Annotated in this window: 19 protein-coding genes; 7 read left to right on the top strand and 12 right to left on the bottom strand. The window is 70.7% G+C overall.

The window, feature by feature from the left end:
• Positions 1–56 precede the first annotated feature (56 nt).
• Positions 57–398 carry a tryptophan synthase subunit alpha gene (locus ACK5KK_RS05500; RefSeq protein ID WP_416889086.1) on the top strand — a complete coding sequence of 114 codons (342 nt, stop codon included), beginning with the start codon at positions 57–59 and terminating at the stop codon, positions 396–398.
• A gap of 13 nt (positions 399–411) precedes the next feature.
• Here ACK5KK_RS05500 and trxA read toward each other — a convergent pair whose 3' ends face one another.
• The 4 genes from trxA to ACK5KK_RS05520 all read right to left on the bottom strand — a co-directional run bounded on the left by trxA (position 412) and on the right by ACK5KK_RS05520 (position 5,527).
• Complete coding sequence (trxA, locus tag ACK5KK_RS05505; RefSeq protein WP_416889087.1) at positions 412–732, bottom strand: thioredoxin; 321 nt, start codon at positions 730–732, stop codon at positions 412–414.
• A gap of 67 nt (positions 733–799) precedes the next feature.
• Positions 800–1,786, bottom strand: a complete 987-nt coding sequence (trxB, locus tag ACK5KK_RS05510; RefSeq protein WP_416889088.1) for a thioredoxin-disulfide reductase — start codon at positions 1,784–1,786, stop codon at positions 800–802.
• 113 nt (positions 1,787–1,899) lie between these two features.
• Positions 1,900–3,501, bottom strand: coding sequence for a murein biosynthesis integral membrane protein MurJ (gene murJ / locus ACK5KK_RS05515; RefSeq protein ID WP_416889089.1), 1,602 nt, complete (start codon positions 3,499–3,501; stop codon positions 1,900–1,902).
• The gene (locus tag ACK5KK_RS05520) at positions 3,494–5,527 is read right to left on the bottom strand and encodes a DUF6049 family protein (protein WP_416889090.1); all 2,034 of its coding nucleotides are present in this window, start codon (positions 5,525–5,527) and stop codon (positions 3,494–3,496) included. Before ACK5KK_RS05520 ends, murJ begins: the two co-directional genes overlap by 8 nt.
• Before the next feature lie 223 nt (positions 5,528–5,750).
• Between ACK5KK_RS05520 and ACK5KK_RS05525 the strand changes: the two genes are divergently transcribed.
• From ACK5KK_RS05525 to ACK5KK_RS05535, 3 genes are all read left to right on the top strand, one after another.
• Positions 5,751–7,277: a methyltransferase gene (locus ACK5KK_RS05525; protein ID WP_416889091.1), complete on the top strand. Its 1,527-nt coding sequence runs from the start codon at positions 5,751–5,753 to the stop codon at positions 7,275–7,277.
• A 36-nt stretch (positions 7,278–7,313) separates the two neighbouring features.
• Positions 7,314–8,753 carry a CCA tRNA nucleotidyltransferase gene (locus tag ACK5KK_RS05530; protein ID WP_416889092.1) on the top strand — a complete coding sequence of 480 codons (1,440 nt, stop codon included), beginning with the start codon at positions 7,314–7,316 and terminating at the stop codon, positions 8,751–8,753.
• Positions 8,754–8,820: 67 nt separating this feature from the next.
• Complete coding sequence (locus ACK5KK_RS05535; RefSeq protein WP_416889093.1) at positions 8,821–10,965, top strand: helix-turn-helix domain-containing protein; 2,145 nt, start codon at positions 8,821–8,823, stop codon at positions 10,963–10,965.
• Positions 10,966–10,995: 30 nt separating this feature from the next.
• Here ACK5KK_RS05535 and ACK5KK_RS05540 read toward each other — a convergent pair whose 3' ends face one another.
• The 5 genes from ACK5KK_RS05540 to ACK5KK_RS05560 all read right to left on the bottom strand — a co-directional run bounded on the left by ACK5KK_RS05540 (position 10,996) and on the right by ACK5KK_RS05560 (position 15,437).
• On the bottom strand, positions 10,996–11,505 hold the full coding sequence (locus ACK5KK_RS05540; RefSeq protein WP_416889094.1) for a hypothetical protein: 510 nt from the start codon (positions 11,503–11,505) through the stop codon (positions 10,996–10,998).
• A 194-nt stretch (positions 11,506–11,699) separates the two neighbouring features.
• Positions 11,700–12,488 (bottom strand): class I SAM-dependent methyltransferase, encoded by a 789-nt coding sequence (locus ACK5KK_RS05545; RefSeq protein ID WP_416889095.1) that lies wholly within the window; start codon positions 12,486–12,488, stop codon positions 11,700–11,702.
• Between the two features lie 3 nt (positions 12,489–12,491).
• Positions 12,492–13,292, bottom strand: coding sequence for an ABC transporter ATP-binding protein (locus ACK5KK_RS05550; protein WP_416889096.1), 801 nt, complete (start codon positions 13,290–13,292; stop codon positions 12,492–12,494).
• Positions 13,289–14,293: an ABC transporter substrate-binding protein gene (locus ACK5KK_RS05555; protein WP_416889097.1), complete on the bottom strand. Its 1,005-nt coding sequence runs from the start codon at positions 14,291–14,293 to the stop codon at positions 13,289–13,291. Before ACK5KK_RS05555 ends, ACK5KK_RS05550 begins: the two co-directional genes overlap by 4 nt.
• Before the next feature lie 70 nt (positions 14,294–14,363).
• On the bottom strand, positions 14,364–15,437 hold the full coding sequence (locus ACK5KK_RS05560) for a FecCD family ABC transporter permease (RefSeq protein ID WP_416889108.1): 1,074 nt from the start codon (positions 15,435–15,437) through the stop codon (positions 14,364–14,366).
• 162 nt (positions 15,438–15,599) lie between these two features.
• On the opposite strand from ACK5KK_RS05560, the gene ACK5KK_RS05565 reads away from it, so the two are divergent.
• Positions 15,600–16,910 carry a GAF domain-containing protein gene (locus ACK5KK_RS05565; protein WP_416889098.1) on the top strand — a complete coding sequence of 437 codons (1,311 nt, stop codon included), beginning with the start codon at positions 15,600–15,602 and terminating at the stop codon, positions 16,908–16,910.
• Positions 16,911–16,917: 7 nt separating this feature from the next.
• Here the strand turns inward: ACK5KK_RS05565 and ACK5KK_RS05570 are convergent, their stop codons facing one another.
• From ACK5KK_RS05570 to ACK5KK_RS05580, 3 genes are all read right to left on the bottom strand, one after another.
• A complete protein-coding gene (locus ACK5KK_RS05570; RefSeq protein WP_416889099.1) occupies positions 16,918–17,883 on the bottom strand; it encodes an intradiol ring-cleavage dioxygenase in 966 nt (321 codons plus the stop codon).
• Between the two features lie 139 nt (positions 17,884–18,022).
• A complete protein-coding gene (locus ACK5KK_RS05575; RefSeq protein WP_416889100.1) occupies positions 18,023–18,685 on the bottom strand; it encodes a hypothetical protein in 663 nt (220 codons plus the stop codon).
• A 50-nt stretch (positions 18,686–18,735) separates the two neighbouring features.
• Positions 18,736–19,128, bottom strand: a complete 393-nt coding sequence (locus ACK5KK_RS05580) for a hypothetical protein (RefSeq protein ID WP_416889101.1) — start codon at positions 19,126–19,128, stop codon at positions 18,736–18,738.
• Between the two features lie 394 nt (positions 19,129–19,522).
• Here ACK5KK_RS05580 and malQ point away from each other — a divergent pair, with 394 nt between their 5' ends.
• On the top strand, positions 19,523–21,661 hold the full coding sequence (malQ, locus tag ACK5KK_RS05585; protein WP_416889102.1) for a 4-alpha-glucanotransferase: 2,139 nt from the start codon (positions 19,523–19,525) through the stop codon (positions 21,659–21,661).
• 382 nt (positions 21,662–22,043) lie between these two features.
• Entirely contained in the window at positions 22,044–22,844 is an 801-nt protein-coding gene (locus ACK5KK_RS05590; protein WP_416889103.1) for an RICIN domain-containing protein, read from the top strand.
• Positions 22,845–22,897 lie beyond the last annotated feature (53 nt).

Below are 22,897 nucleotides of genomic sequence, written 5' to 3' on the forward strand. Positions count from 1 at the left end.
CGACGACGACGACTGGATCTGATCCTGCGCATCCTGGCGCCGCGTACGCTGGAGGGGTGAGTCAGCAGCCGAACGTGCCCCCGCGGGCCAGTCTCGAGTTGCTGCGTGCCGAGGCGGCCGATGAGCTCTCGGTGATCGTTGATGAGCGGCTGCGCGCCGGGGAGGATCCGTGGGACTTCATGGAAGACCTCCCCACGGTCGACGAACTCGTGGTGCTGACGCTGCGCGCCGAGAACATCGCCGGGGACGGCGGTGTCCGCCCGACCGCAGCGCGCAGCGAACGCGTGCTGCGGCAGATCGGGCTGGACTACCCGCCGCTGATCCGGGCGGTGTGGCGGCTGCTCGGCAGCGAACCGCACCGTACGTGGGATGCGTCGGTACGCACCCGCGCATCGTGACGGTGAGGACCGCTCAGAGGTAGTCGGCGAGGTCCTGCTCGAGCGCGAACTTCGGCTTCGCGCCCACGATGCTCTTTTCGACCTGACCCTTGTGGAACACCTTCATCGCCGGGATGGACGTGATCTGGTACTCCATGGCGAGGTTCGGGTTCTCGTCGACGTTCAGCTTTAGCACCGTGATCTTGTCGGCGTGCTCGGACTGGATCTCATCGAGGATCGGGCCTACCATGCGGCACGGGCCGCACCATGCGGCCCAGAAGTCGACGAGAACCGGGCCCTCGGCCTCGATTACGTCTTGCTGCCAGGTGCTTTCACTCGTGGCCGTTGCGGTCATGTTTTGTCTCCTTGACGCGTGAGAGGGGAATGTCGGTTGGAACGCCGCGGCGCCGGGAATTGTTCCGTCAGGCCGCGTCGGCGTCGGGCAGGCCGTCGATCTCGGCGGCATCCGGGGCCGGTGCCCCCGCCTCGCCGAGCCCCGCCAGGTAGTGCTCGACGTCGAGGGCGGCCACCGTGCCGCTTGAGGCCGCCGTGACTGCCTGCCGGTAGGTGGGGTCGATGACATCGCCCGCCGCGAACACGCCCGGGATCGACGTACGCGAGGACCGGCCGTCGACCTGCACCGTGCCCTCGGGCGTCAACGCGAGCTTGTCGTGCACGAGGTGGGTGCGCGGGTCGTTTCCGATCGCGACGAACACACCGTCCAACGGCAGTTCACGCTCGGTGCCGTCGACGGTGTCGCGCAGCAGGACGCCGGTGACCGCGTCCTCACCGAGGATGTCGGCGATCTCGGCGTTCCACACGAACTCGATCTTGTCGTTGGCGATGGCGCGGTCCTGCATGATCTTGGAGGCACGCAGCTCGTCGCGGCGGTGGATGACGTAGACCTTCGAGGCGAATTTCGTGAGGAAGGTCGCCTCCTCCATCGCGGAGTCGCCGCCGCCGACGACGGCGATGACCTTTTCGCGGAAGAAGAAGCCGTCGCACGTCGCGCAGTACGACACTCCGCGGCCCGAGAGTCGCCGCTCGCCGTCGATACCGATCTTGCGGGGGGCCGACCCGGTCGCGAACACGACGGCATCCGCCTGGTGCACCGCACCCGAGCCGAGCGTGACCGTCTTGGTCGGGCCCGCCAGGTCAAGGTCGACGACGTCGTCGTAGACGATCTCGGCACCGAAACGCTCGGCCTGCTGCTGCATCTTCGTCATGAGATCGGGCCCCATGATCGCCTCGGGGAACCCGGGGAAGTTCTCCACTTCGGTGGTGTTCATCAGCTCGCCGCCGGCCTCGACCGAACTCGCGATGACGAGGGGCGCGAGGTTGGCGCGCGCGGCGTAGATGGCGGCGGTGTAGCCGGCCGGACCGGAGCCGATGATGATGACCTGTCGCACGGCGATGCCTCCTGGGTGATGGACGGGTGCGGGGTGGATGCGGGGCCTGGCCCCGTAAGACACAACCCATGGTAACCGCGCCGCATTCCGCGCCGCGGTGCGCGCACAGACGGTCAGCGACCGGGGAGGAAGCGGCGCGCGATACCGACGGCGGAACGCAGCTCGGGTGCCCGCAGCACCGCCAGCCCCGCGACGTACACGACGAGTACGACCAGACCGATCGCGATGATCGCCAGCACCGCGGGGCCGCGGTCGGAGGTCGCCCATCCGTGGACGCCTCCCAGCAGGATGAACACGCCCCACCCGGCGGCAGCGGCGGGGATTCCCGCCGCCAGGAAACGGAGGTACGCGAACGCCGCACGGCGCAGGCCGAGGCGGCCGATCTTGCGGCGGAGAAGGATGACCGCCAACGCCAACTGCACGACGTTGGCCAGGGACTGCGTGAGCGCGATCCCCGCCGCGAGGTACTGCACCGGGAGGAGCAGCAGCGCGCCGACGGCGCCGACGATGACGAGCGCCGCCTGCACGGCCGTGAACAGGAACGGCGTGCGGGTGTCGTGATGTGCGTAGAACGTGCGCTGCAGGACGAACTGCACCGACAGCGGCAGCAGCGCCACCAGGAACGCGGCGAGCACGAGCGCGAACTGGACGGACTCGTCCGGCGCGCGCGTGAAGATGCGCGCGATAGGCACGATCGCGGCGACGATCGCGGCCAGCGCGGCCACCATCAGCACGCCGATGGTGCGCGTGGACACGTCGAGGTCGTCGCGGACGGCATCGGTCCGGCCAGCGGCGACGTGTTCGCTCAGCTGGGTGAAGTACGGGGTCCCGATCGACAGCACGATGACCGAGAACGGCAGCATGAACACCAGCCAGGCGAACTGGATGGCGGCCACCCCCGCGCCTTCGCCGGCCGCGGTGCCGAGCACCATCGTCTGCACCAGTCCGGCGAGCTGACCGGCGACCACCATGAGGAACGTCCAGCCAGCGAGCTTTCCGATGTCGCGCAGACCGATGCCCCGCCACCGGAAGTCGGGGCGCACGTGCAGCCCCGCCCGCCGCCAGAACAACAGCAGCACGAGAGCTTGCAGGACGATGCCGGCCGTCGCCGTCCCGCCCATCAGCGCGATCATCTCGGGGGTCCAGCCGCTCGAGGAGGTGTGCAGGCCGAAGATCCAGATGAACGCACCGAAACCGACGATCGAGACGAGGTTGTTGACGATCGGCGACCACGCGAACGGCCCGAACACGCGACGCGCGTTGAGCACTTCACCGACCAGTGCGTACAGCCCGTAGAACAGCAGTTGCGGCAGGCACCAGTACGCGAACGCGATGGTCAGCGCAATCGTCCGCGGATCTTTCAGCCCCGCCCCGTAGAGCATGACGAGCAGGGGCGCAGCGACGACGGCCAGCACGGTCACCGCGGCGAGCACCGAGACGCCGAGGGTGAGCAGCTTCGAGACGAAGGCACTGCCGCCGTCGCGGTGGGATGCCGCCTTGATGATCTGCGGGACGACCACACCGGCCAGCAGGCCCGACGAGATGATCGCGTAGATGTTGTTCGGGAGCTGATTCGCGATCGCGAACGCATCGGCGGCATCCGAGGCTACGGCACCCAGCGCCGCCGCGAGGACGATGTTGCGCACCAGCCCGGTGATGCGCGATACGAGCGTTCCGGCGCCGACCAGGGCGCTGGCCCGGCCGATGCTAGCCATCCGCACCCCCGGAGGACGCCGCCGCGGCGCGGCGTGCGCGCACCCGTCGCGCCGTGCGGATGACGCCCATCACGAGGAGCAGGGCGGCGATGGCGCTGACGGCGACCACACCCACCGTCTCCCACTCGGCGCGCACCGAGACGGCCGCCGTGATCGGGTCGCCGATGGACACCATGGCGCGGCTGCGCAACTGCAGCACGATGGTGGACTCGCCGGTGCCCACGCGGGCCTCGACCGGCACGTCGGCGCGCGTGTTGCGCTGGGGACCCGCCTCCACCTCGGTGGCGGCCTGCACCCGCAGCCGCGGGTCGTTCGGTGTGGCCAGCATCACGACCGAAACCGGCCACGGCAGATCGTTGCGAACCGTGAACTGCAGCGGTGCGCTGGAGCCGAGCAGGGTGATGTCGGCGGGCGGGATGATCTCGACGGATCGAAGCGTCTCGCGCGTCTGGGCGCGGTGCGCGCTCACGGCCTCCCGCCACGCCGCCGCGTCGTCGGCCCACCCGGTGCCCATCAATTGCAGGGTCTCGGCCTGTTCGGCCGCGGTGATCAGGGCGGGGTTCTCCAGGACTGTCGCGAACCGCGCCAGCGGCGCTCGGTCGGAGTCCAGCGCCAGGAGCGTCTCGACGCGCTCGGCGACCGGTTCGACCTCCCGAACGGTCCGCGCCGCCGGCGAACCGGCGGTGAGCGTGGCCAGGTCGGCCGAGCGCGCCCCCGGGAGGGCGGTGGCCGCTGTGATCGCGGCGCGCAGGGTCGTCTCATCGGCGGTGGAGTTGCGGTCCAGGGCCACCAGCAGTGGACCGTCCCCGGCGGCGAGGTGGAGGTACGCCGAGGCCGCGGCCAGGTCGGCGCCGCGGGTGAGGGCGCCCGCGGCGGCAGCGGACAGCGACGCCGATGCCTCGGACAGGTACACGAGCAGGTCGGCTCCCGCCGCTTCCCCGTAGGCGTCGCCGGCGTCGCCGGCCACCGTCGACGAGGGGACCACGACCAGCGGCGCGGCATTCTGACCCTGCGGCGCGAGGGCCGAGAGCGCCGCCAGGGTGTCGGGGCCCGCGGTGCCGTCGGCCGGCCAGTACACGTCGGCGCGGGACGGCCCGATGTCGTAAGCCGCGGCCGTGGCGAGGGTCGCGGCATCCGGCGTGGGGGTGGCATCGCTGCGAAGGTAGGGGTCCAGCGTCGGCGCCGACAGCAGCGCGTCGAAACCGGCGGAGAACTGGACGGTGATGTCGGCATCGCCGAACTGCAGGGCGAACCGCTCGTTCGGGGCCTGCGTGAGATCGTCCAGCCACTGCGTCGCCGACGCGGGGGCGTCGGTGCCGAGCACCCGGATCGCCGCGGGGATGGCGGGGTCGATCGCGAGGATCGCGCCGGTGCCGAGGGCGGCGTTGAGCCGCGCGCGGAGCGCGCCGTCGGGTGCGGTGAGCGCGCCGAGCTGGTCGGCGGTGAGCAGACCCGTCGCGAGGGGCCCGGCGGTGATCGGCAGGACCACCCCCACCCGGCGCTCCCGATCGGCAGCGGGGACGACCACGACCGTGTCCGAGACCAGGTCGCCCGCCGGCGACGTGTATGCGGCGCGCAGCGGGTAGACCCCCGGTGCGGCGCCGGCCAGCGCGGTGTCGGCGACATCGACCGACAGGGCGGTCGAGTTCTCGGCGTTCGCGGACAGGGTCGCCATCGTGGCGTCGCCGAGCGGTGTCAGGTCGTGGTCGGCGCCCTCGTCGAGCCATTCGCTGACCTCGCCCGGAGAGGTCAGCGGTGCCGGACCGACCGAGAAGGTGACCGACCCGCCGGCGCGGACGGTGGGGGCGGGGTTGACCGCGGCGGCGGTCAACGTCAGCGTGCCCTCCGGGTCGACGATGCCGAAGCCGCCAGCCGAGGCCGTGAACGACAGCGGCGGTTCGGGTGGCTCGATGACCGCGGCGGCCCCGCTCGGCGCGGCCAGTGCGGCGACGACGCCGAGAGTGGCCAGTGCGGCCGCGATCGATCGTGGGGCGCGAGGGGAGGTCGCCGACGAGGTGTGGGTCATGGGTTCGGTTTCTGTGCGATCCCGGACCGCACGACACACGCGATTCTAGGACGCGCGCACCGTCGCTGCCTGGGTGACCGGCCGCAGCGCCCGCGATTGCCCGGCATCCCTTCCCCCACCAGAACCCGCGAGACCGCACGCGCGCTATCGAGACCCTGCGGTTACCGCGCGGTTTCGATAGCGCCGGTGCGGTCTCGCGGGTCGGTGCCTGTTGAATGGGGGGATGAGGATGACGGTGAACCCCGCACCCGGCCTGTGCGCGGCGCTGCGCGACGACCTGACCGGCGCGGGGTATCGGGCGGCGGAGCTGCGCGCGGCGTGGGGTGCGGAGGCCGACGAGGCGATCGGCCGCGGGATCGCGGGCCCCGCGCTCGCCGCGCTGGGCGAGCGCCGCGATCCACTGGCGACGCTGGCCCGGATGCTGTTCCTCGGGCGCGCGTGCGCGGCATCCGACGTGTCGCGGGCCCTGCCCCGGCTGGGCGCCGTGGGGCTCGTCGGCCTGGGGCTCGCGGCGCAGCGCGGCGACACGCTCGAACCGGCGGCGCTGGTGCGACCGCAAGAGATCTCCGACGGCCTCGGCGACGGCCAGTGGTGGATCGCGAGCGATCTCGACGAGCTCGCGCTGGGCGGAGCCCTCCCCACCGATCACGTGCTGGGTGTCGGCGGCGCCTCGCTGACGCTCGCGGGTTTGCAACTGACCTCCCCGGCGGGACCCGTGCTCGACGTGGGCACCGGATGCGGCATCCAGGCCCTGCGCGCGCGGCGCGTGGCCGGCCGCGCGGTCGCGACCGACGTGTCGCACCGTGCGCTGGCGTTCACGCGGCTGAACGCCCAGCTCAATGACGTCGGCGACATCGAGGTGCGTCACGGGAACCTGTTCGACCCCGTGGCCGGCGAGCAGTTCGACCGGGTGGTGTCGAATCCGCCGTTCGTCATCACGCCGCGGGTGGCCGGGGTGCCCGAATACGAGTACCGCGACGGCGGACTGGCTGGCGACGCCCTCGTGGCGCGGGTCGTGTCGGGGGTGGGTGCGGTGCTGGCCCCCCGCGGGGTGGCGCAGCTGCTCGGCAACTGGGAGTACGGGGCCGACGGGGACGGGCTGGAGCGGGTGCGCGGGTGGGTGGCGGCCTCGCCGGTGCCGCTGGATGCCTGGGTCGTGGAGCGCGAGCGGCTCGACCCGCTGGCGTATGCCGAACTGTGGGTGCGCGACGGTGGAACCGTACCCGGCACGGCCGAATACGACCGGCTGATCACGGCCTGGCTGGCCGATTTCGCCGACCGGGGGGTGACCGGGATCGGATTCGGATACGTGTTGCTGCGCCGCCCCGCGGCGGGAACACCGACCTTGGCGCGGTACGAGCGTGCGACACAGCCGGTCGCCGGGGCGCTGGGGGCGCATCTGACCGCCGCGCTGGCGGCGTGGGACCGGATCGCGGCGATGGATGACGTCGCGCTGGCCGCGACGGTGCTGACCGTCGCCACCGACGTCTCCGAGGCGCGCCACCACACCCCCGGCGAGGAGCACCCGCGGGTGATCGAGCTGCGCCAGGGCGGCGGGTTCGCGCGCACAGTGCCGGTCGATCCGGCGCTGGCCGCCCTCGTCGGCGCGTGCGACGGCGACCTGCCGCTCGGCACGCTCATCGACGCGGTCGCCGAGCTGATGGAGGTGGATGCCGGTGCGCTTCGCGCCGATCTGCTGCCCCGGGTGCGCGAGCTGGTGTTCACCGGGTTTTTGGGGTTGCCGGGCTGATCGGGGCGTCACGGGGCCGCCGGTAGGCTGGAATCCATGCTCACCCTGGCCGACGGCCTCGCTCGAATGGCCGCGCTCGCGGCATCGCCGACCGTCGCCGCGCTCGCCGAGGCGTTCGAGCGCGCCGGGTTCGAGCTCGCGATCGTCGGCGGTCCGGTGCGGGACGCGCTGCTGGACCGGCCCATCCACGACCTCGACTTCACGACGAACGCGCGGCCCGACGACATCTTGCGGGTGGTCGAACCGATCGCGACGGCGACGTGGGATATCGGCCGTGCGTTCGGCACGATCGGGGCGAAGGTCGCCGCGGAGCAGGTCGAGATCACGACGTACCGTGCCGACAGTTACGACGGCGTGACCCGCAAGCCCACGGTCGCGTTCGGCGACAGCCTCGACGACGACCTCGCGCGCCGCGACTTCACCGTCAACGCGATGGCGCTGCGGGTTCCCGGCCCGGCGCTGGTCGACCCGAACGGCGGCGTCGAAGACCTGATCGCGGGTGTGCTGCGCACCCCGTCCGACCCCGACGTGAGCTTCGGTGACGACCCGCTGCGGATGCTGCGGGCGGCGCGTTTCGCGTCGCAGCTCGATTTCGAGGTGGATCCGGCGACCCTCGACGCGATGGTCCGCCTGCGCGACACCCTCACGATCGTGAGCCCCGAGCGGGTGCAGGGCGAGATCGTGCGGCTCTTGCAGACCGGGACGCCCGGGCGCGGCATCCGGATGTTGGTCGACTCCGGTCTCATGGAGTCGTTCCTGCCCGAGGTTCCCGCCCTGCGGCTCGAGGTCGACGAACACCACCACCACAAGGACGTGTACGAGCACTCGCTGACGGTGCTGCACCAGGCGATCGCGCTGGAGAACCTGCGGCACCCGGGCGCCACCCCCGACGTGACCCTGCGACTGGCTGCGCTGCTGCACGACATCGGCAAGCCGGCCACACGCAAGCTGGAGCCCGGCGGCGGGGTGAGCTTCCACCACCACGATGTCACCGGGGCGCGGCTGGCGCGCAAGCGCCTGAAGGCGCTGCGGTTCGACTCCGCGACCACCGACGCGGTCTGCCAGCTCATCGAGCAGCACCTGCGCTTCTTCGGGTACGCGGAGGGCGCGTGGACGGATGCCGCGGTGCGTCGCTACGTGCGCGACGCCGGTGACGAGCTGGAGCGGCTGCACATCCTCACCCGCGCCGACGTGACCACGCGCAATCGCCGCAAGGCGGCACGCCTGGCGGCGGCGTACGACGACATCGAGCGCCGGATCGCCGGGCTCGCCGAGCAGGAACAGCTCGACGCGATGCGCCCCGAACTGGACGGAAACCGCATCCAGGAGGTCCTCGGCATCCGTCCGGGCCGCGCCGTCGGTGAGGCCTACCGCTTCTTGCTCGACATCCGCCTCGACGAGGGGATCATCGGGCCGGATGCCGCCGAGGCGCGGCTGCGGCACTGGTGGGCCGCGCGCGAGCACTCCGCGACGTAGCCGCGGCGAACGCCTGTGGCGGAGATCGGAGCCGGGCGGAGCGCGGCGACGCGCTACGATCGCCTCGGTGACGCACGACAGCTGGGGCAGACGACTGCGTGCCGCTCGAGAGTCGGCGATGCTGACGCGGGAGGCGCTCGCGGCGCGGTCGGGCGTGAGCGCGCGCACGATCGCCTCCGTCGAGCTGGGGTCGGTCGAGCGCTCCCGGGCGGCGACTCTCGGGGCCCTGATCGAGGCACTCGGGCTCGACGTCGATCCCCGCACGGCACGGGCCGGATCGGGGCAACCGGCCCGCCCGGTCCCGCGCGAGCTTCCGCCGGTTCCGCCCGATGTCGCCGGGCACTTCCCCGACGGCCAGCTTTACGTGTCGCTGGGCGACGGGGCCCGACGGGCCGCGCACGAGCGGGATGCCGCCGCGGACCAGCCGGTGCTCAGCCGGGTGCTGCGCCGCATCTTGACGGCGCTCGGGGTGCACCCGGGTGCGCTCCACGACGACGTGGCGGCGCTGGCGGCGCAGATGCGCTCGTGGGTCGCGTCGTCGCGCATCCTGCTCGTGCTCGACGCCGCCCCCGGCGACCTCGACCTGTCGGCGCTGCTGCCGTCGTCTCCGACGGCGGCGGTCATCGTGACGGCACGGACTGTGCCGTTGTCGCTGCCGGCGCGGCGGCACGACCGGCTTGCCCCCCTCACCCCGTCGGCCGCGCGGGCGATGCTGTCGGCGTTGGCGGGGCCCGAGCGGGTCGACGCCGACCCGTCCGCGGCGAGGCGGGTGGTGCAGCTGTGCGACCGGCTTCCCGCCGCGCTGCGTGTGGCGGGGTTGCGTCTGGCGGCGCGCCCCGACATGCCGGTGGCCGATCTGGCGGCCCGGCTCGCCGACGAACGCTCCCGGCTGGATGTGCTCAGCAGCGGCGACACCGGTGTGCGGGCCGGGTTGATGGCGGCGATGAAGGCGTTGAGCCGGACGGATCGCAAGAAGATGCGTGTGGTCGGTGACCTGGGAGTGGACGCCGGATACGGGTGGACGGTCGCGGTGGCCCGCGGCATCCCGCTGGGCCAGATCGTCGCGAGCGTGGACCGTCTGGCCGAGGGCGGACTGGTCGATGCGTACGGCGTGGGGTCCGCTCAGACGTATCGAGTGCATCCGCTGACCCGGCTGGTGGCGCGGGAGTGGTCGGCGCGTACGGGGTCACCGTCGCAGCGCGGCGATCGACTCGCCCGCGTGCTGGAGGCGTGGCGTCACACGGCCGATGTCGGCGCCGCGCAGTTGCCCAACGGCGTCGACGAGGTTACCGATGCGCTCGCCGACCCGGCGGATGCCGGGGATCTGCGCCACCCCGCCGGCGACGCGGCCGCACGGATGCCGCGCGCCTGGTTCCGCGACACGCTGCCGGCGTTCCTCGCGCACGTGGACGCCGCGTTCGACCTGGTGCCGGTGCACCGCATCTGGCCCGCGCTGACGTGTCTGTGGCGTTACTGGCGCGCGATCGACGTCGTCGACGACGTCGATGCGGTCCTCGAGCGGGCCCAGCAGCGGTGCGAACGGGCCGAGGACCGGCGGGGCGAGGCGGTCGTGCTGAACATGCGGGCCATCGACACCTACGCCCGCAGGCCGCCCGCGGTCTGTGCCGGATGGGCCGAACGGGCCGAGCGCATCTTCGCCGACCTCGACGACCGGCGCGGACGGGTGCGGGCGCTGACGGCGCTGACGCTCGCGTTGAGTCGCTCATCGGCGCCCGACGCGGCGGCGCGCGCACGCGAAGCGGCCGACGACGCGGTGGCGCTCGCGGTCGCCCTGGACCGGCCCGCCGTCATCGCCGATGCCGTCGCGGTGCAGTCGCGGACCCCGCTGAGCCAGGGCCTGCTCGATGAGGCCGAGACCGCCGTGACCGCCGGGTTCGCCCGGCTCGGACCGGCGGCCTCGCCGCAGTGGATCGCCCAGGTGCACTGGGTGCTGGGCACGGTGCATCACCGCCGCGGCGACCTCGCCCGCGCCCGCGAACTGCTCGCCGACACGCACGCGTACGCGATCTCCGCCGAGGATCGGTGGGGCATGGCCGTCAGCGAGAGCGAACTGGCCACCGTCGCGTCCGGCCTGGGCGACCCGGCGCACGCGCGGCGTCTGCTGCACGAGGCGCATCGGCACGCGACCGAGATCGGGCTGGAACGGTTCGCCGCCGACCTGCGGCGCCGGCTCGCGACCGCGTCGCCCTGAGGAACGATCCCACCGTCCGTGAGGGGCGGCTCACTCGTCGAAGTACCAGTGGTCGGCGATGGTCATGGTGGCGTACCCCAGCGAGCTTTCGACCAGACCACCGACGATCGTGTTGTCGTCGTTCGTGAACGCGACATCCCTGCGGACGATGTTCTGCCCCGCGGTGATCTTGGCGCCGTCGACGAGCTCGTAGCCCAGCCCCGGAAGCACCTCCTCGTAGAAGTCGCTCACACCGGGGATGTCGGGGGTCATGATGTCGATCACGACGTTGCCCGGGTCCTCGCTCTGATTCAGGATGGTCGCCCCGGCGGGGATCGGTAACTCGGTCATCCCCGGGATCATCCCCTCGGCGATCGGGAGCATCTCCATCGCCGGTTCGGCCGTCGCCGGCTCGGGGGTGGTGGCCACCTCGACCGGGGTCTCGGCGACCTGCGCGGTCGATTCCGGCTGCTGCGTGGGTGTCGTGGTGCCGCCGGAGCATGCCGTCAATCCGGCGACGGACAGGGTCAGTGCTGCAGCGAGCGTGAACGTGCGGCGCATCGATTCTCCTTAGGATGTGCGCGGGTGACTGCCTCCATCCTCGGCGCGTGAAACCGGTGCGGCCATGCCAGCCGGATGCGGTTTTCGTGAAGGTTCGCCGGCCGTCACGTCCGTGCCTGACTACTGACGGGGTCGATGCATACCGCTGACGGCATTCACTGCGCGCGCTGCGTCACTCCTGCGCTTTGGTGGGTCTACCTCAACCCGTACACGACATAGTCATCGAGGTACTGCCAGACCGTTCCCGACTCTATGAAACCGCAGCTGCGGAGGGCTTCGAGGTGGAATTTGCAAGTCACCTTGGGCGCCGGCGTCAACTTGTCTCGCCAGACCTGCTCCCGGCGGGCCACCGCGTCCGCGAACTCGGGGTCCGCGCCGAGCCGAGACCACCACCGGTCCCAGTCGGGCGCCCCCGCCTCCGCCGCCTCCTGCTGCATCCGGGCGTCATCGTCGGCGGCGATGCGGCGCAGGGTCGGCTCGCTCGCCTCGGAGTACGCGAAGTGGTCGCCGTTGAGAATAACCGAGTGCTCCGCCATGATCTCGGCGGCGGCGAAGTAGGTACGGATCAGGGCGTCGGGCTGCAACCAGTGCAATGCCGTCGACGACACCACCGCATCGAACGGCCGCCGACGGATCAGTTCCTCGCCCACCCAGGCGGTCGTGTCGAGGTCGGCCTCGAGCACCGTCACCCGGGGGTCGTCGCGGTGCATCTGCGCGGCGAGGGCCAAGAGGGCCGGGTCTTTGTCGAGAATGACGAGTTCGCCGTGCGGCACGGCCGCGAGCACGGCGGCTCCCAGGCTTCCCGGCCCGCCCGCGAGGTCGAGGATGCGTGGTGTATCCAGCGAGCGACAGAACCCCGCGACGACGAGGGCGATCGTGCGGAACCGGTCGTCGCGGTGCCGGATGTATCCGGTCTGCTGGGCATCCCACGCGGCGACATGCCGGGCGGCGGCGTCGGGTGACAGGGTGGGCGCTCCGGTCATGGGTCATGCTCCGTGTTCTTGGGAGGGTGGGCGAGGGGGCGACGCCGGGGTGCTCGGCACCGGCAGAGAGAAATCGAACTTCAGGCCGGTGCGGCCGGGGGTGACCTCGGCGTCCACGTCGTAGACGGATCGGATCGTGTCGGGCGACAACACGTCGCGCGGCGCGCCGGCTGCGGCCACACGGCCCGCTTCGATCAAGAGGATTTCGTCGCATACTCGCGCGGCGAACTCCAGATCGTGGAGCACGACGACGACCGTCGGAGCGATGTCGCGGATCAGGTCGGCCAGTTCCAGGCGGTAGCGAAGATCGAGATGATTGGTGGGTTCGTCGAGCAGCGCGCACTCGGCGTGCTGGACCAGGGCTCGGGCGAACGCGACGCGCTGGCGCTCGCCACCGGAGAGCGAGTCGAGGCGCGCATGGGCGAGCTCAGACAATCCCAGCCGTCCGACGGCATCGGCGACGAGGTGGTCATCGGAGGTCGCGCTGCCCAGTCCCTTTGCGGCGAGCCGGCCCAGCGCGACCTCCTCTGCCACGGTGAGCGAGCCGTCGGCGTGCGCCTGTCCCACGATGCACACCCGGCGGGCGATCTCGCGTCGACGCATCGACGCGAGATCGGTTCCCGCCAGGTGAACGCTGCCGCTTGCGAGAGGCACGGCCCTGATCAACGCGCGAAGCAACGTCGACTTGCCGCTGCCGTTGGGCCCGACGACGCCCACGACACGACCGCTCGGAATGGCGGCGGTCACGTCGGTGAGGATATCGCGCGACCCCATCCGCACCTGCACCTCGCGAAGGTCGATCACTCCAGTTCAGCCAGTTTCGTCGCCAGGGCCGCCGGTCCCCGCGCGGTCAGAATGCTCGGCGGGTCGGTGAAGTGGAACGGCAACGTCACGATCCGGCCGGAGGTGACGGCGCTGAGCTCGGCGACCGCGGGGTTCTCTGCGAACATGTCGATCACGTCCTGCTCGTTGTCCATCGAGTAGAGCAAGACGACGGTTTCCGGATCACGCGCGATCAGGTCTTCGGCGGTGACCTCGAAGACCCGTTCGCTCTCATCGCTGTAGACGTTGCTCAGCCCGACCGCGTCGAAGACCGGCGTAACCATGCTTCCGGAGCCGTACAACCACAGCACGCCGGATGCCGAGACATAGATCGCCGCACCCTTCCCCAGCTGCTCCTCGGGAACCGCTTGCTCGATCACGTCCTCAGCGTCGGCGATGATCTCTTCCGCCAGAGCGGATTCGCCGACCAGCGCGCCATAGGAGCGGACCTCATCCCACACGAGGTCGAAACTCGCGCCTGCCTGGTACGCCTCGGGCAGGTCCTCGCAGAAGGCGCTCGGGCTGAACATGGCGATGCCGGCGGCTTCGAGCGCCGCACGGTCGACGGCGCTGTCGGGCGCGAAGACGAGGTCGGGCTCGACCGCCAGCACGCTCTCCACGGAGACCACCGATCCGCCGCCGTCTTTGATCTCGGCGGACAGCAGGTTGCTGCTCTCCAGGGCGTCGTACGTCTCGTCGAGGAACACGCCTTCCTGCGGCTTCTGTGTCAGTCCGACGATCCGGTCGACGACGCCGAGGGCTTCGAGGTTGCTGAGCCCGTCATTGTTGACCAGCACGATGCGCTCGGGTTCCGATTCCATCACGACGTCGAACCCGCAGTTGTCGAGGGTGACGGGGAACGCGGTCTCCGCCGCAGCCGTCTTGTCGTCGCCGCCCGCCGTGGTGTCCTCGTCGGTCGCCGAGGCGCAGCCGGTCACCAGCAGGGAGCCGGCGACGAGCGCGCCCACCGCGCCTCGTCTCATGTGTGTGGCCTTCATCTTGTCCTTTCATTGAGGGGTTGCACACCGGGCATCGTGTCCCGGCGGGGTGAGGTCATCCGCCCGCGCTGCGGGTGCTCTGCCGCCGCAGGAGGACGATGAGAAAAGGTGCGCCGATCGCTCCGGTGACCACGCCGACCGGTATCTCTTGGGGCGCCAGGGCGGTGCGTGCGAAGCTGTCGGCGATGACCAGGAGCGCCGCTCCGAGCGCCGCGCTGGCGGGGATCGCGATGCGCAGGCGAGTGCCCACGAGCGCGCGGGCGAGGTGGGGAATGACCAGACCCACGAATCCGATCCCGCCGACGCCGGCGACGATCACGCCGACCATCGCCGAGGTCACCGTCAGCGTGATCAGACGGGAGCGTTCGGGATCGAGTCCCGCAGATAGCGCCGATTCGTCTCCGGAGGCGATGGCGTCCAGGTACGGCGATATCCGAAGGAGGATTGCGACCACGACCACCGTCACGATCGCGGCGACCAGAAGCACTGCCGGCTGGATCGACGCGAGCGAGCCGAGCAACCAGAAGAGCACCGACTGCGCCGCTTCGGGTCGGTCGGAGATGAAAATGAGAAAGCTGGTGACCGCGTTGAGCGCGTAGCCGACCGCGAGCCCGGCGAGGATGATCCGGAGCGGGCCGCGGGCTCGGGCCCCGCCGGCGAGCAGGATCGCGAGCAGTACTGCTCCGACGGCTCCGAGCAGCGCCACTCCTGAGAGCAGCACGCCGGTCACCCCGCCGGCGACAAGCACGGCGAAGGCCACGGTGCTGGACGCGCCCGAGTTCAGGCCGAGGAGGTAGGGGTCGGCGAGGTCGTTGCGAAGGAGTGCTTGCATGACGGTGCCGGCCACGGCGAGTCCGACGCCGGCCACGATTGCCATCGCCACTCGAGGCACCCGCGTGTTCCAGACGATCAGGTCGGTCGTTCCGGCGAGCCGCTCCTCAAGAGGAAGCCCCCACAGATGGTGCCCGAGAACGCCGAGCACGTCGCCCGGGGGCAGCGGGACCGGACCGATTCCGACCGCCACGACCGCGATGATCAGGGCGAGCGCGCTAATGGCGAACAGGCGATGCCGAGCACGACGTCGCGCAGCGCGAATGGTGACGACAAGAGTGGATGAGGACACGGGCACGTCCAAGTGAGAATGGTTTTCATTTACCCTACAGGTCGACGGCGCGGCGGGATGGAGCCGACGGGAGGCTTCGATGAGCCCTCACCGCCGAAACACCTGGGCGGGGCTGGGTGACGCGAACTACACTGGGGGCCACGCTCCTCAGCGTCGAACGGAGTCGCCGTGACTGGGCCTTGGTCGTCGCAGCGTGACGTGTCCGCGCAGACGTCACGGTTGCTGATCGAACGCGCGCACGGGGAGCTGGTCGCCGGAAACGTCGCCGACCCCCGCCTGGCCGATATCCGCCCGCTCGTGCGGGACTCGTGGCGGCGGTCGCTGACGAGTCTGGCCGGACCCGACGGTTCGCCGCCGGTGGAACTGACCGCCGACGAGCTCGACCGCTACCGCCGCAGGCACCCGTTGGCGGAGGTGATGGACATGGTGCGCAGCCTCCTGCTGCCCGAGCCGGACGCCGGCGTCGTGGTCGCGGTCGGCGATGCCGCCGGGAGACTGCTGTGGGTGGAGGGCGACCGGCGGGTGCGTGTCCTCACCGGGGAGATGGGGTTCGTCGCGGGGGCGAACTGGTCGGAGAGCGCCGTGGGCACGTCGGCGCCAGGTACCGCGCTCGCTCTGGACCGGTCGGTGCAGATCCACGGCGCCGAGCACTTCAACCGCCTGGTGCAGCCATGGTCGTGCACGGCTGCACCCGTGCACGACCCGGAGACGCGGCGGGTGCTCGGGGTCATCGACGTGACCGGCGGGGCCGATGCCGCCACGCCGCAGGCCCAGATGCTGGTCGATGCCACCGCGCGTGCCGTCGAGGGGGAACTGCTGGTGTCGCGGCTGCGGGCGCGGGGGGCTGCGCGGCCGGCGCGGCGCCGGGCGCCGCGGGCCGACACGACGACCCTGCGGGTGCTGGGCCGCGATCGCGCGCTGTTGGAGGTCGCCGGTGAGGGACGACAGACCGTCACCGAACTGTCGGCGCGGCACGCTGAGATCCTGCTGATGCTGGCGGTGCACCGCCAGGGGGTGTCGGCCGATGCCCTCGGCGACATGATCTACGGGGCGAGCGGCGTCGACAGCATCCGGCCCGAGATGGTTCGGTTGCGGCGCGTGCTCGAGCGCTCCGCGCCCCACCTGACACCGCAGTCCCGCCCGTACCGGCTGCCGCTGCCACTCGAGACGGATGCGCACCACGTCATCTCGTTGCTGGATCGCGGCGCCCATCGTGTGGCGCTCTCGGCATATGCCGGGCCGGTGCTGCCCGACTCGGTCTCGCCGGGTGTGGAGGAGTTTCGCGAGACCGTGCGAGCGACACTGCGGGAGGCGCTTGTGGCCGAGGCGTCCGTCGAGGTGCTACTGGCCTATGCCGAGACCGACGACGGTGCCGCCGACGAGGAGGCGCTGCGCCTCGCGCTGGAGATGCTGTCGGTGCGCTCGCCCCGTCGTGCGGGTCTGATCGCTCGGCTGGAGCGGCTGGAGGGCGACGGCTAGGAGCCGATCACGGTCGACGGCCGCCGCCGGGTGCGCCGCCGGCCGCCGGGGCCGTGCCGGTGTCGACGCGCACCGTCATCGCGGCGGTGTAGCCCGTGGCCACCGATCCTGACGTCGTCGCCAGCTGCAATGCGCCCTGATCGTTGCCGAACACGTTGTCGCTGGCGAGGGTGATGCGCGAGAGGTTCTGGGCCGAACCGTCGTACGCGCTGTCGGCGTAGACGGCCTCGCAGTCGCTCTGCGGCAACGCGATCTGAGACGTGGCGATGGCGTTGCTCGCGTCGGTGATCGCGTCGGCGTCGGGATATACCTCGAAGTGAATATGCGGCCACCGGCCGGAGTAGCAGCCGGGGAAGATCGACGTGAACGTCACGGTGCCGTCCACTCCGGCCACCTGCACGCCGCGCAGGTAGGTCTGGTCGGTGACTCCGTCGGAGTACATCGAATAGCGCCCCTGCGCGTCGCAGTGCCACGCATACACCGCCACGTTCTGGAACGGCACGTCGCCGCTGGCCATGTCGAGGATCGTCAACGAGAACGTGAGCGGGACCCCCTCGGCGGTGGCGCCGCCGTCGATGCTGGAGCGGATGTCGCTGCGCACGACGCCGGATCGTTCCAGGACGTCGGGGCCGTTGGACCCGTCGCCCGGGTAGGGGCCGGCCGTCTCGTCGGGGATCTCGGCATCCGGAACCGTGACGGTCGCACCGCCGGTGGCGGTCGGGGTGCTCGCCGACGGTGTGCCGGCCGGTGTCGACGAGGATGTCGCGCCACCGGACGCGGCAGGCGCGCACGCGGCCAGGGTCGCCGTGCCCAGGCCGATACCCACCAGGCTGAGAACACGGCGACGGGTGAGCAGCGTGCCGATGTCGAAGGCGGCACCCTGGTCGACGACCTCCTCGTCGGGGCGGTCCAGAAGGCGCCCCTCGTAAGCCGGTCCCTGCGGGGTGCGGTCGGGCTCGGGAATGCGGGTCATGATGCGGTCCTCTCCGGGAAATCCGTGTCGTGTTCATGATGCTGACGGGCACCCCCATGCGTCACCCCTTCATCCGCTATGTGTGTGCAATGTGCCCGTCCCGTTCGTTCGGCGGGCCGGAGCGGTGCGAGAGAGAGAACTACCTGGATGTGGGAAGTTCCCCGCCGCCGATGCCGCGCACGCTGCCGTTCAATGTCATTGAGGGGGACCCGACCGCGCAGCGAAGTCGGCCGTCGTCACTGGGGAACAGCGCACTGCGTAGGCCGGAGTCGAAAGCCAGGGCGTTCTTGGTGTATTGGCTCGCTGCTTCTCGACACTTCGTGTCGTCGCGCGGTGTCGGTTGTGCCCAGTCACCGACGAACTCCCATTCATGGTCGTTGTTGCATGCGACCACAGGTCCGCCCTTGCGGGCGCACTCGAGAAGGACCGCAGGAGGCGTTCCTTCGCTGGCGAGTTGCAGGTCGAGGGTGCTCGCACCCGCCTGCGCCGCCAGGGAATCCGGCATCACGGCGCAACCCGATTCGGAGGGTGACACCGAGATGAGAAGTTGAGTCGTCGCGCCCAGCCCCCACACCGCGCGGACCGCCTCCACGGTGCATTCACCGTGGGTGGCGACAAGCACCCCGCCTTCCGGTGGGGAGACCGGGGCAAGGCTCGGGGCGGACTCAGCCGAGTCGGGCGTCGGATCCGCGGTGACATTGACCGCGGGCCTCCCGTCGCTCCCGCTGTCGCCAGAAGGATTGACGCCGAGGTAGGTGAGCAGTGCGATCACGGCGAGGACTACGGTGGCCAGGGCCGTCATCGCGCCCCACGTCACCCGGGATCGAGAGCGACGAGTCGATGTCGGCTCCGTCATTGCGCTTCGACGGTGGCCGACGTGACCAAGGCGGTTGTGGTGTCCCGACAATCCGCACCCGCAACCGTCAGAATTGCGGCACTCACACCCGTCAGGTCCGTGCTCAGTGTGGCGTGTTCGTCGAAGGCGACGCGTTTGGACTCGATCGCCCGGCCGTTTGCCGTCAGCGAGAACTCCAGCTCGACCGTGGAACTCTCCGAGTCAAGATCCTGCGCCACTTCGAAGGTGAGACGCCCGGACTGGTCAGCGAACCGGAACTCCAACGACTCCCCCGATCCGTAGCAGCGCACTTCGACCGCCATCGCCATGACGGCATCTGCGCGACCGGGGACGCGGTGCTCGCCCTCCGACCAGCCCGGAGCGTGTTTCGCGTCGGACAGTGTGAGCACAAGCGATCCGGCACTGGGTGCTTCGACAATTGTCGGATCATCCGGTTCGGTGGGCTCCGCGGGCGGCTCGGAGGGAGACCGGGAAGCCGGAGGGTCGAACTCGACCGGGGACGGGGTGGTGACGGGCTCGTCCTCCGCAACGACTCCGGGAGTCGGGTCGGCTCGCTCAGCTTGGCATCCCGTAACCAACAACGAAATGACGACCGTGGAAATCGCCCAGCTGACTCGCCGCATATGCACCCCCATGCCCGACTACCCGCACTACCTTTCCACATGTCGATGCGTGACCGCCAGCGTGGAGGGCTTCGGGCCGCCGTGCGGTGAGGCCCCGCACGGCGCGGAAGCGTGCGGGAGAGCCCGGGCCGGGGCAGGATGGAATCGACGAGAGGATCCGATGAGCCCCACCACCGCATCCGACGCCCTGACGGCGCTGGCCGAGGAGTACGGTATCGCCACGCGCTACTGGTCGTTCTTCGGCGAGGACGTGACGGTGCCGGCGGCCACCCTCATCGACGTGCTTCGAGGCTTCGGTGTCGAGGCGACCAGCGACGAGGCCGTCGCCGACGCGCTCGCCGAGGTCCGCGACCGTCCCTGGCAGCGCCTCGTGCCCGCCTGCACGGTCGTGCGCCCGGGCGGGGACCTGCTCCTCGCCGTCGCCGACGGCCACGACGCCACCGTGACCGTCATGCTCGAGGACGGCACCGCGCGGTCGCTCACGATCCCGCCGCAGAAGCCGCCGTCGCGTGTCATCGACGGCGCGCCCCGGTGGCGCGTGCGCGTGCCGATCCCGGCCGACATGCCCCTCGGCTGGCACGCGGCGCGCGTGTCGGAATTGGCCCACGGCGGGGGCGCGGGACGCTCCGTCGAGGGGATGCTGGTGGTCACCCCGCCGCGCCTGCCGGCACCACGGGTGCGCGGCACCGACCGCGGCTGGGGCCTCATGGCCCAGTTGTACTCGGTGCGCTCGGAGCGGTCCTGGGGCATGGGCGACTTCGCCGACCTCGCCGACCTCGCCGCGATCGCCGGAAACCGCGGCGCCGACTTCCTGCTCGTCAACCCGGTGCACGCCGCCGAGGTCACCACCCCCATCGAGCCCTCGCCGTACCTTCCCGCGACCCGGCGTTTCCTCGCGCCGCTGTACGTGCGCCCCGACGACATCAAGGAGTCGCTCGCGCTGCCCGGCGCGGACCGCAAGATCTGCGTGGCCGCGCGGGCATCGGCGTCCGCGTGGAACGAGAACGCGGACCGCATCGACCGTGACGCGGTGTGGACGGCCAAACGGGGGGCGCTTGAGCGCATCTTCGCGGTGCCGCGCACCCCGGCCCGGCAGGCCGAGTTCGACGCGTTCCGCGCCCGCGAAGGCGAAGCCCTCGAGCTGTTCGCGCTGTGGTGCGCGCTCGAGGAGCACTACGACGGGGTGCCGGCCGACGAGCGTCCCGAAGAGGTGTGGGACCCCGAGTCCGAGCTGGTCGCGCACCTGCGCACCCGCCTGGACGGGCGCGTGCTGTTCCACACCTGGCTGCAGTGGATCGCCGAGCAGCAGGTGGCTGCCGCCCAGTCGGCGGCGCGGGCTGCGGGAATGGGCATCGGCATCATGCACGACCTCGCCGTCGGCGTGCACCCGCAGGGGTCGGATGCCTGGTCGCTGCGCGACCTGTACGCCACCGGGATGACGGTGGGCGCACCGCCCGACATGTACAGCGCGCTCGGCCAGGACTGGAACCAGCCGCCGTGGCGCCCCGACGCCCTCGCCGAGGCCGGGTACGCCCCGCTGCGCGACATGATCCGCGGCCTGCTGCGCCACGCCGGTGCGCTGCGCATCGACCACATCATCGGGTTGTTCCGGCTGTGGTGGGTCCCGAACGGACTCGGGCCGGCGGCGGGCACGTACGTGCGCTATGACCACGAGGCGATGATCGGGGTGTTGGCGCTGGAGGCGTACCGCGCCGGGGCGGTGGTCATCGGTGAGGACCTCGGCACCGTGGAGCCGTGGGTGCGGGAGTATCTGGCCGACCGCGGCATCCTGGGCACGAGCGTCCTCTGGTTCGAGCGGGACGGCGACCGGCCGCTGCCGCCGGAGCGTTATCGGGAGCAGCTGCTGGCGACCGTGAACACCCATGATCTGCCGCCCACGGCCGGGTACCTCAACGACGAACACGTTGCGCTGCGGGCGCGGCTGGGGCTGCTCACCGAACCGGTCGAAGCGGCGCTCGCCGCCGCGGAGGCCGAACGGTCCGGCATGCTCACCGCGCTGCGCGAGCGCGGGCTGCTGGGTCCGTCGTCGTCGGAGCGCGAGGTGATCGAGGCGCTGCACCTGTTCGTGGCGGCATCCCCCGCGCAACTGGTGGGGGTCGCGCTGGTCGATGCCGTCGGTGATCGCCGGGTGCAGAACCAGCCCGGCACCTCGACCGAATACCCGAACTGGCAGGTGCCGCTCACCGATGGCGACGGTCGGGTCGTGCGGGTGGACGAGCTGGTGGCGCACGAGCGGTTCTTGTCGTTGACGGGGGCCGTGCAGCGCGCGCTGGGGTGACGGGCATGGGTGGCGGGGTGACTGCGGTCGTGGCGTCATCTACGAACGGGGCGCTGGCGTAAGCGCACGAGCTTACTCGTAAGCAAGCATTCTTCTCACACGATGTGATTCATCGGGCCATAGAGTCACATTGTTTGAGTTCGTCCGCGCCCTTCTGCGGCATCCGCGCCGTCGAGTGAGCCGTGATGACAGATCCTGCTCATCCCAGCGTGGTAGGTGGCCAGGCCAAGATGCTGTCCGGGGGTGATGCATATTGCGGGGTGAGTCGCCGAGAGTGGGAGTGATCGGCCGGATGTTCCGGCCGCGCTCTGAAAGGAAGCACCATGAACCGTCGACTTCGAGCACGCCGATGATTTCCACAACAAGACCGCACCGTATGGCCGTGCTCCTTCTCTTGTTCGTCGTGGTGATGGCCGGGTGTCTTCTGACCTCTACTCCTGCCCACGCCATCTCGCACTCCCGCCAGTCCGTGCCCGATTCGCAACCGTCGCCTGCTGCGGATCAGAACGAGGCGGCTGCGGCGAGTTCGGTGACCGCCACTCGCATTTTCTATGGGGAGGGCTTCGGTTTCACGCGATCCGACGCGACGAACATCGCATGGCTGTCGATACTCTCCCAAGCGCAGTCCAGTGGCTACGGCAACTGCTTCGTCACGAGTCAGTGGCCCACCCATCTTGGAGGCGGCTGGTGGTACGTCATGCTGGCCGCTCAATGTACGTTGTACGGTGGACCGCCGAGTCAGCCACACGGGCCGACGCAGATGCGTTCAGCGTTGTCGGGAATGTGTGCGGCGGTCGGGGGCAACAGCACGCAGCAGAACATGCATTTCATCCAATACAAGTGTGATCGGAAGCTGAACAAGTCGTTTACCTTCACACGCGCTCCGGGCTCCTCGGACGCGTGGATCATTCGGGTGCGGAGTACGGGGATGTGCGTCGTTCCGGAGAATTACAGCACCGCCAATCACACGGTAGTGGTGCAGAAGGACTGCAATGAGAGCAACGCAGCGTCGCAGTGGCGGTCAGAACGGTCGGCATCCGGAACCTACGCGTTCCGCAACGCCGCCAGCCCAGGTCGCTGCCTCGGGGTCGGGTGGGACCAGACCTATAGTGGGCAGCCCTTGGACTTGGCGACCTGCGGCGCGCCTGGGCAACAGTGGAATCTGCAGGTGAATCTACCCTGACGGGTGTCCGCGCCGCGTGCGTCTTCGCGAAATGGGGGGGTGCGGGTGGGGAA

The sequence above is a fragment of the Microbacterium sp. genome (assembly GCF_047972865.1).
Classification (GTDB): Bacteria; Actinomycetota; Actinomycetes; order Actinomycetales; family Microbacteriaceae; genus Microbacterium.

Excerpts from the sequence above, each read along its gene's own strand:
- trxA (WP_416889087.1), bottom strand. The coding sequence starts at position 732 with ATGACCGCAACGGCCACGAGTGAAAGCACCTGGCAGCAAGACGTAATC.
- murJ (WP_416889089.1), bottom strand. The coding sequence starts at position 3,501 with ATGGCTAGCATCGGCCGGGCCAGCGCCCTGGTCGGCGCCGGAACGCTC.
- ACK5KK_RS05520 (WP_416889090.1), bottom strand. The coding sequence starts at position 5,527 with ATGACCCACACCTCGTCGGCGACCTCCCCTCGCGCCCCACGATCGATC.
- ACK5KK_RS05525 (WP_416889091.1), top strand. The coding sequence starts at position 5,751 with ATGAGGATGACGGTGAACCCCGCACCCGGCCTGTGCGCGGCGCTGCGC.
- ACK5KK_RS05530 (WP_416889092.1), top strand. The coding sequence starts at position 7,314 with ATGCTCACCCTGGCCGACGGCCTCGCTCGAATGGCCGCGCTCGCGGCA.
- ACK5KK_RS05540 (WP_416889094.1), bottom strand. The coding sequence starts at position 11,505 with ATGCGCCGCACGTTCACGCTCGCTGCAGCACTGACCCTGTCCGTCGCC.
- ACK5KK_RS05545 (WP_416889095.1), bottom strand. The coding sequence starts at position 12,488 with ATGACCGGAGCGCCCACCCTGTCACCCGACGCCGCCGCCCGGCATGTC.
- ACK5KK_RS05555 (WP_416889097.1), bottom strand. The coding sequence starts at position 14,293 with ATGAGACGAGGCGCGGTGGGCGCGCTCGTCGCCGGCTCCCTGCTGGTG.
- ACK5KK_RS05570 (WP_416889099.1), bottom strand. The coding sequence starts at position 17,883 with ATGACCCGCATTCCCGAGCCCGACCGCACCCCGCAGGGACCGGCTTAC.
- ACK5KK_RS05575 (WP_416889100.1), bottom strand. The coding sequence starts at position 18,685 with ATGACGGCCCTGGCCACCGTAGTCCTCGCCGTGATCGCACTGCTCACC.
- malQ (WP_416889102.1), top strand. The coding sequence starts at position 19,523 with ATGAGCCCCACCACCGCATCCGACGCCCTGACGGCGCTGGCCGAGGAG.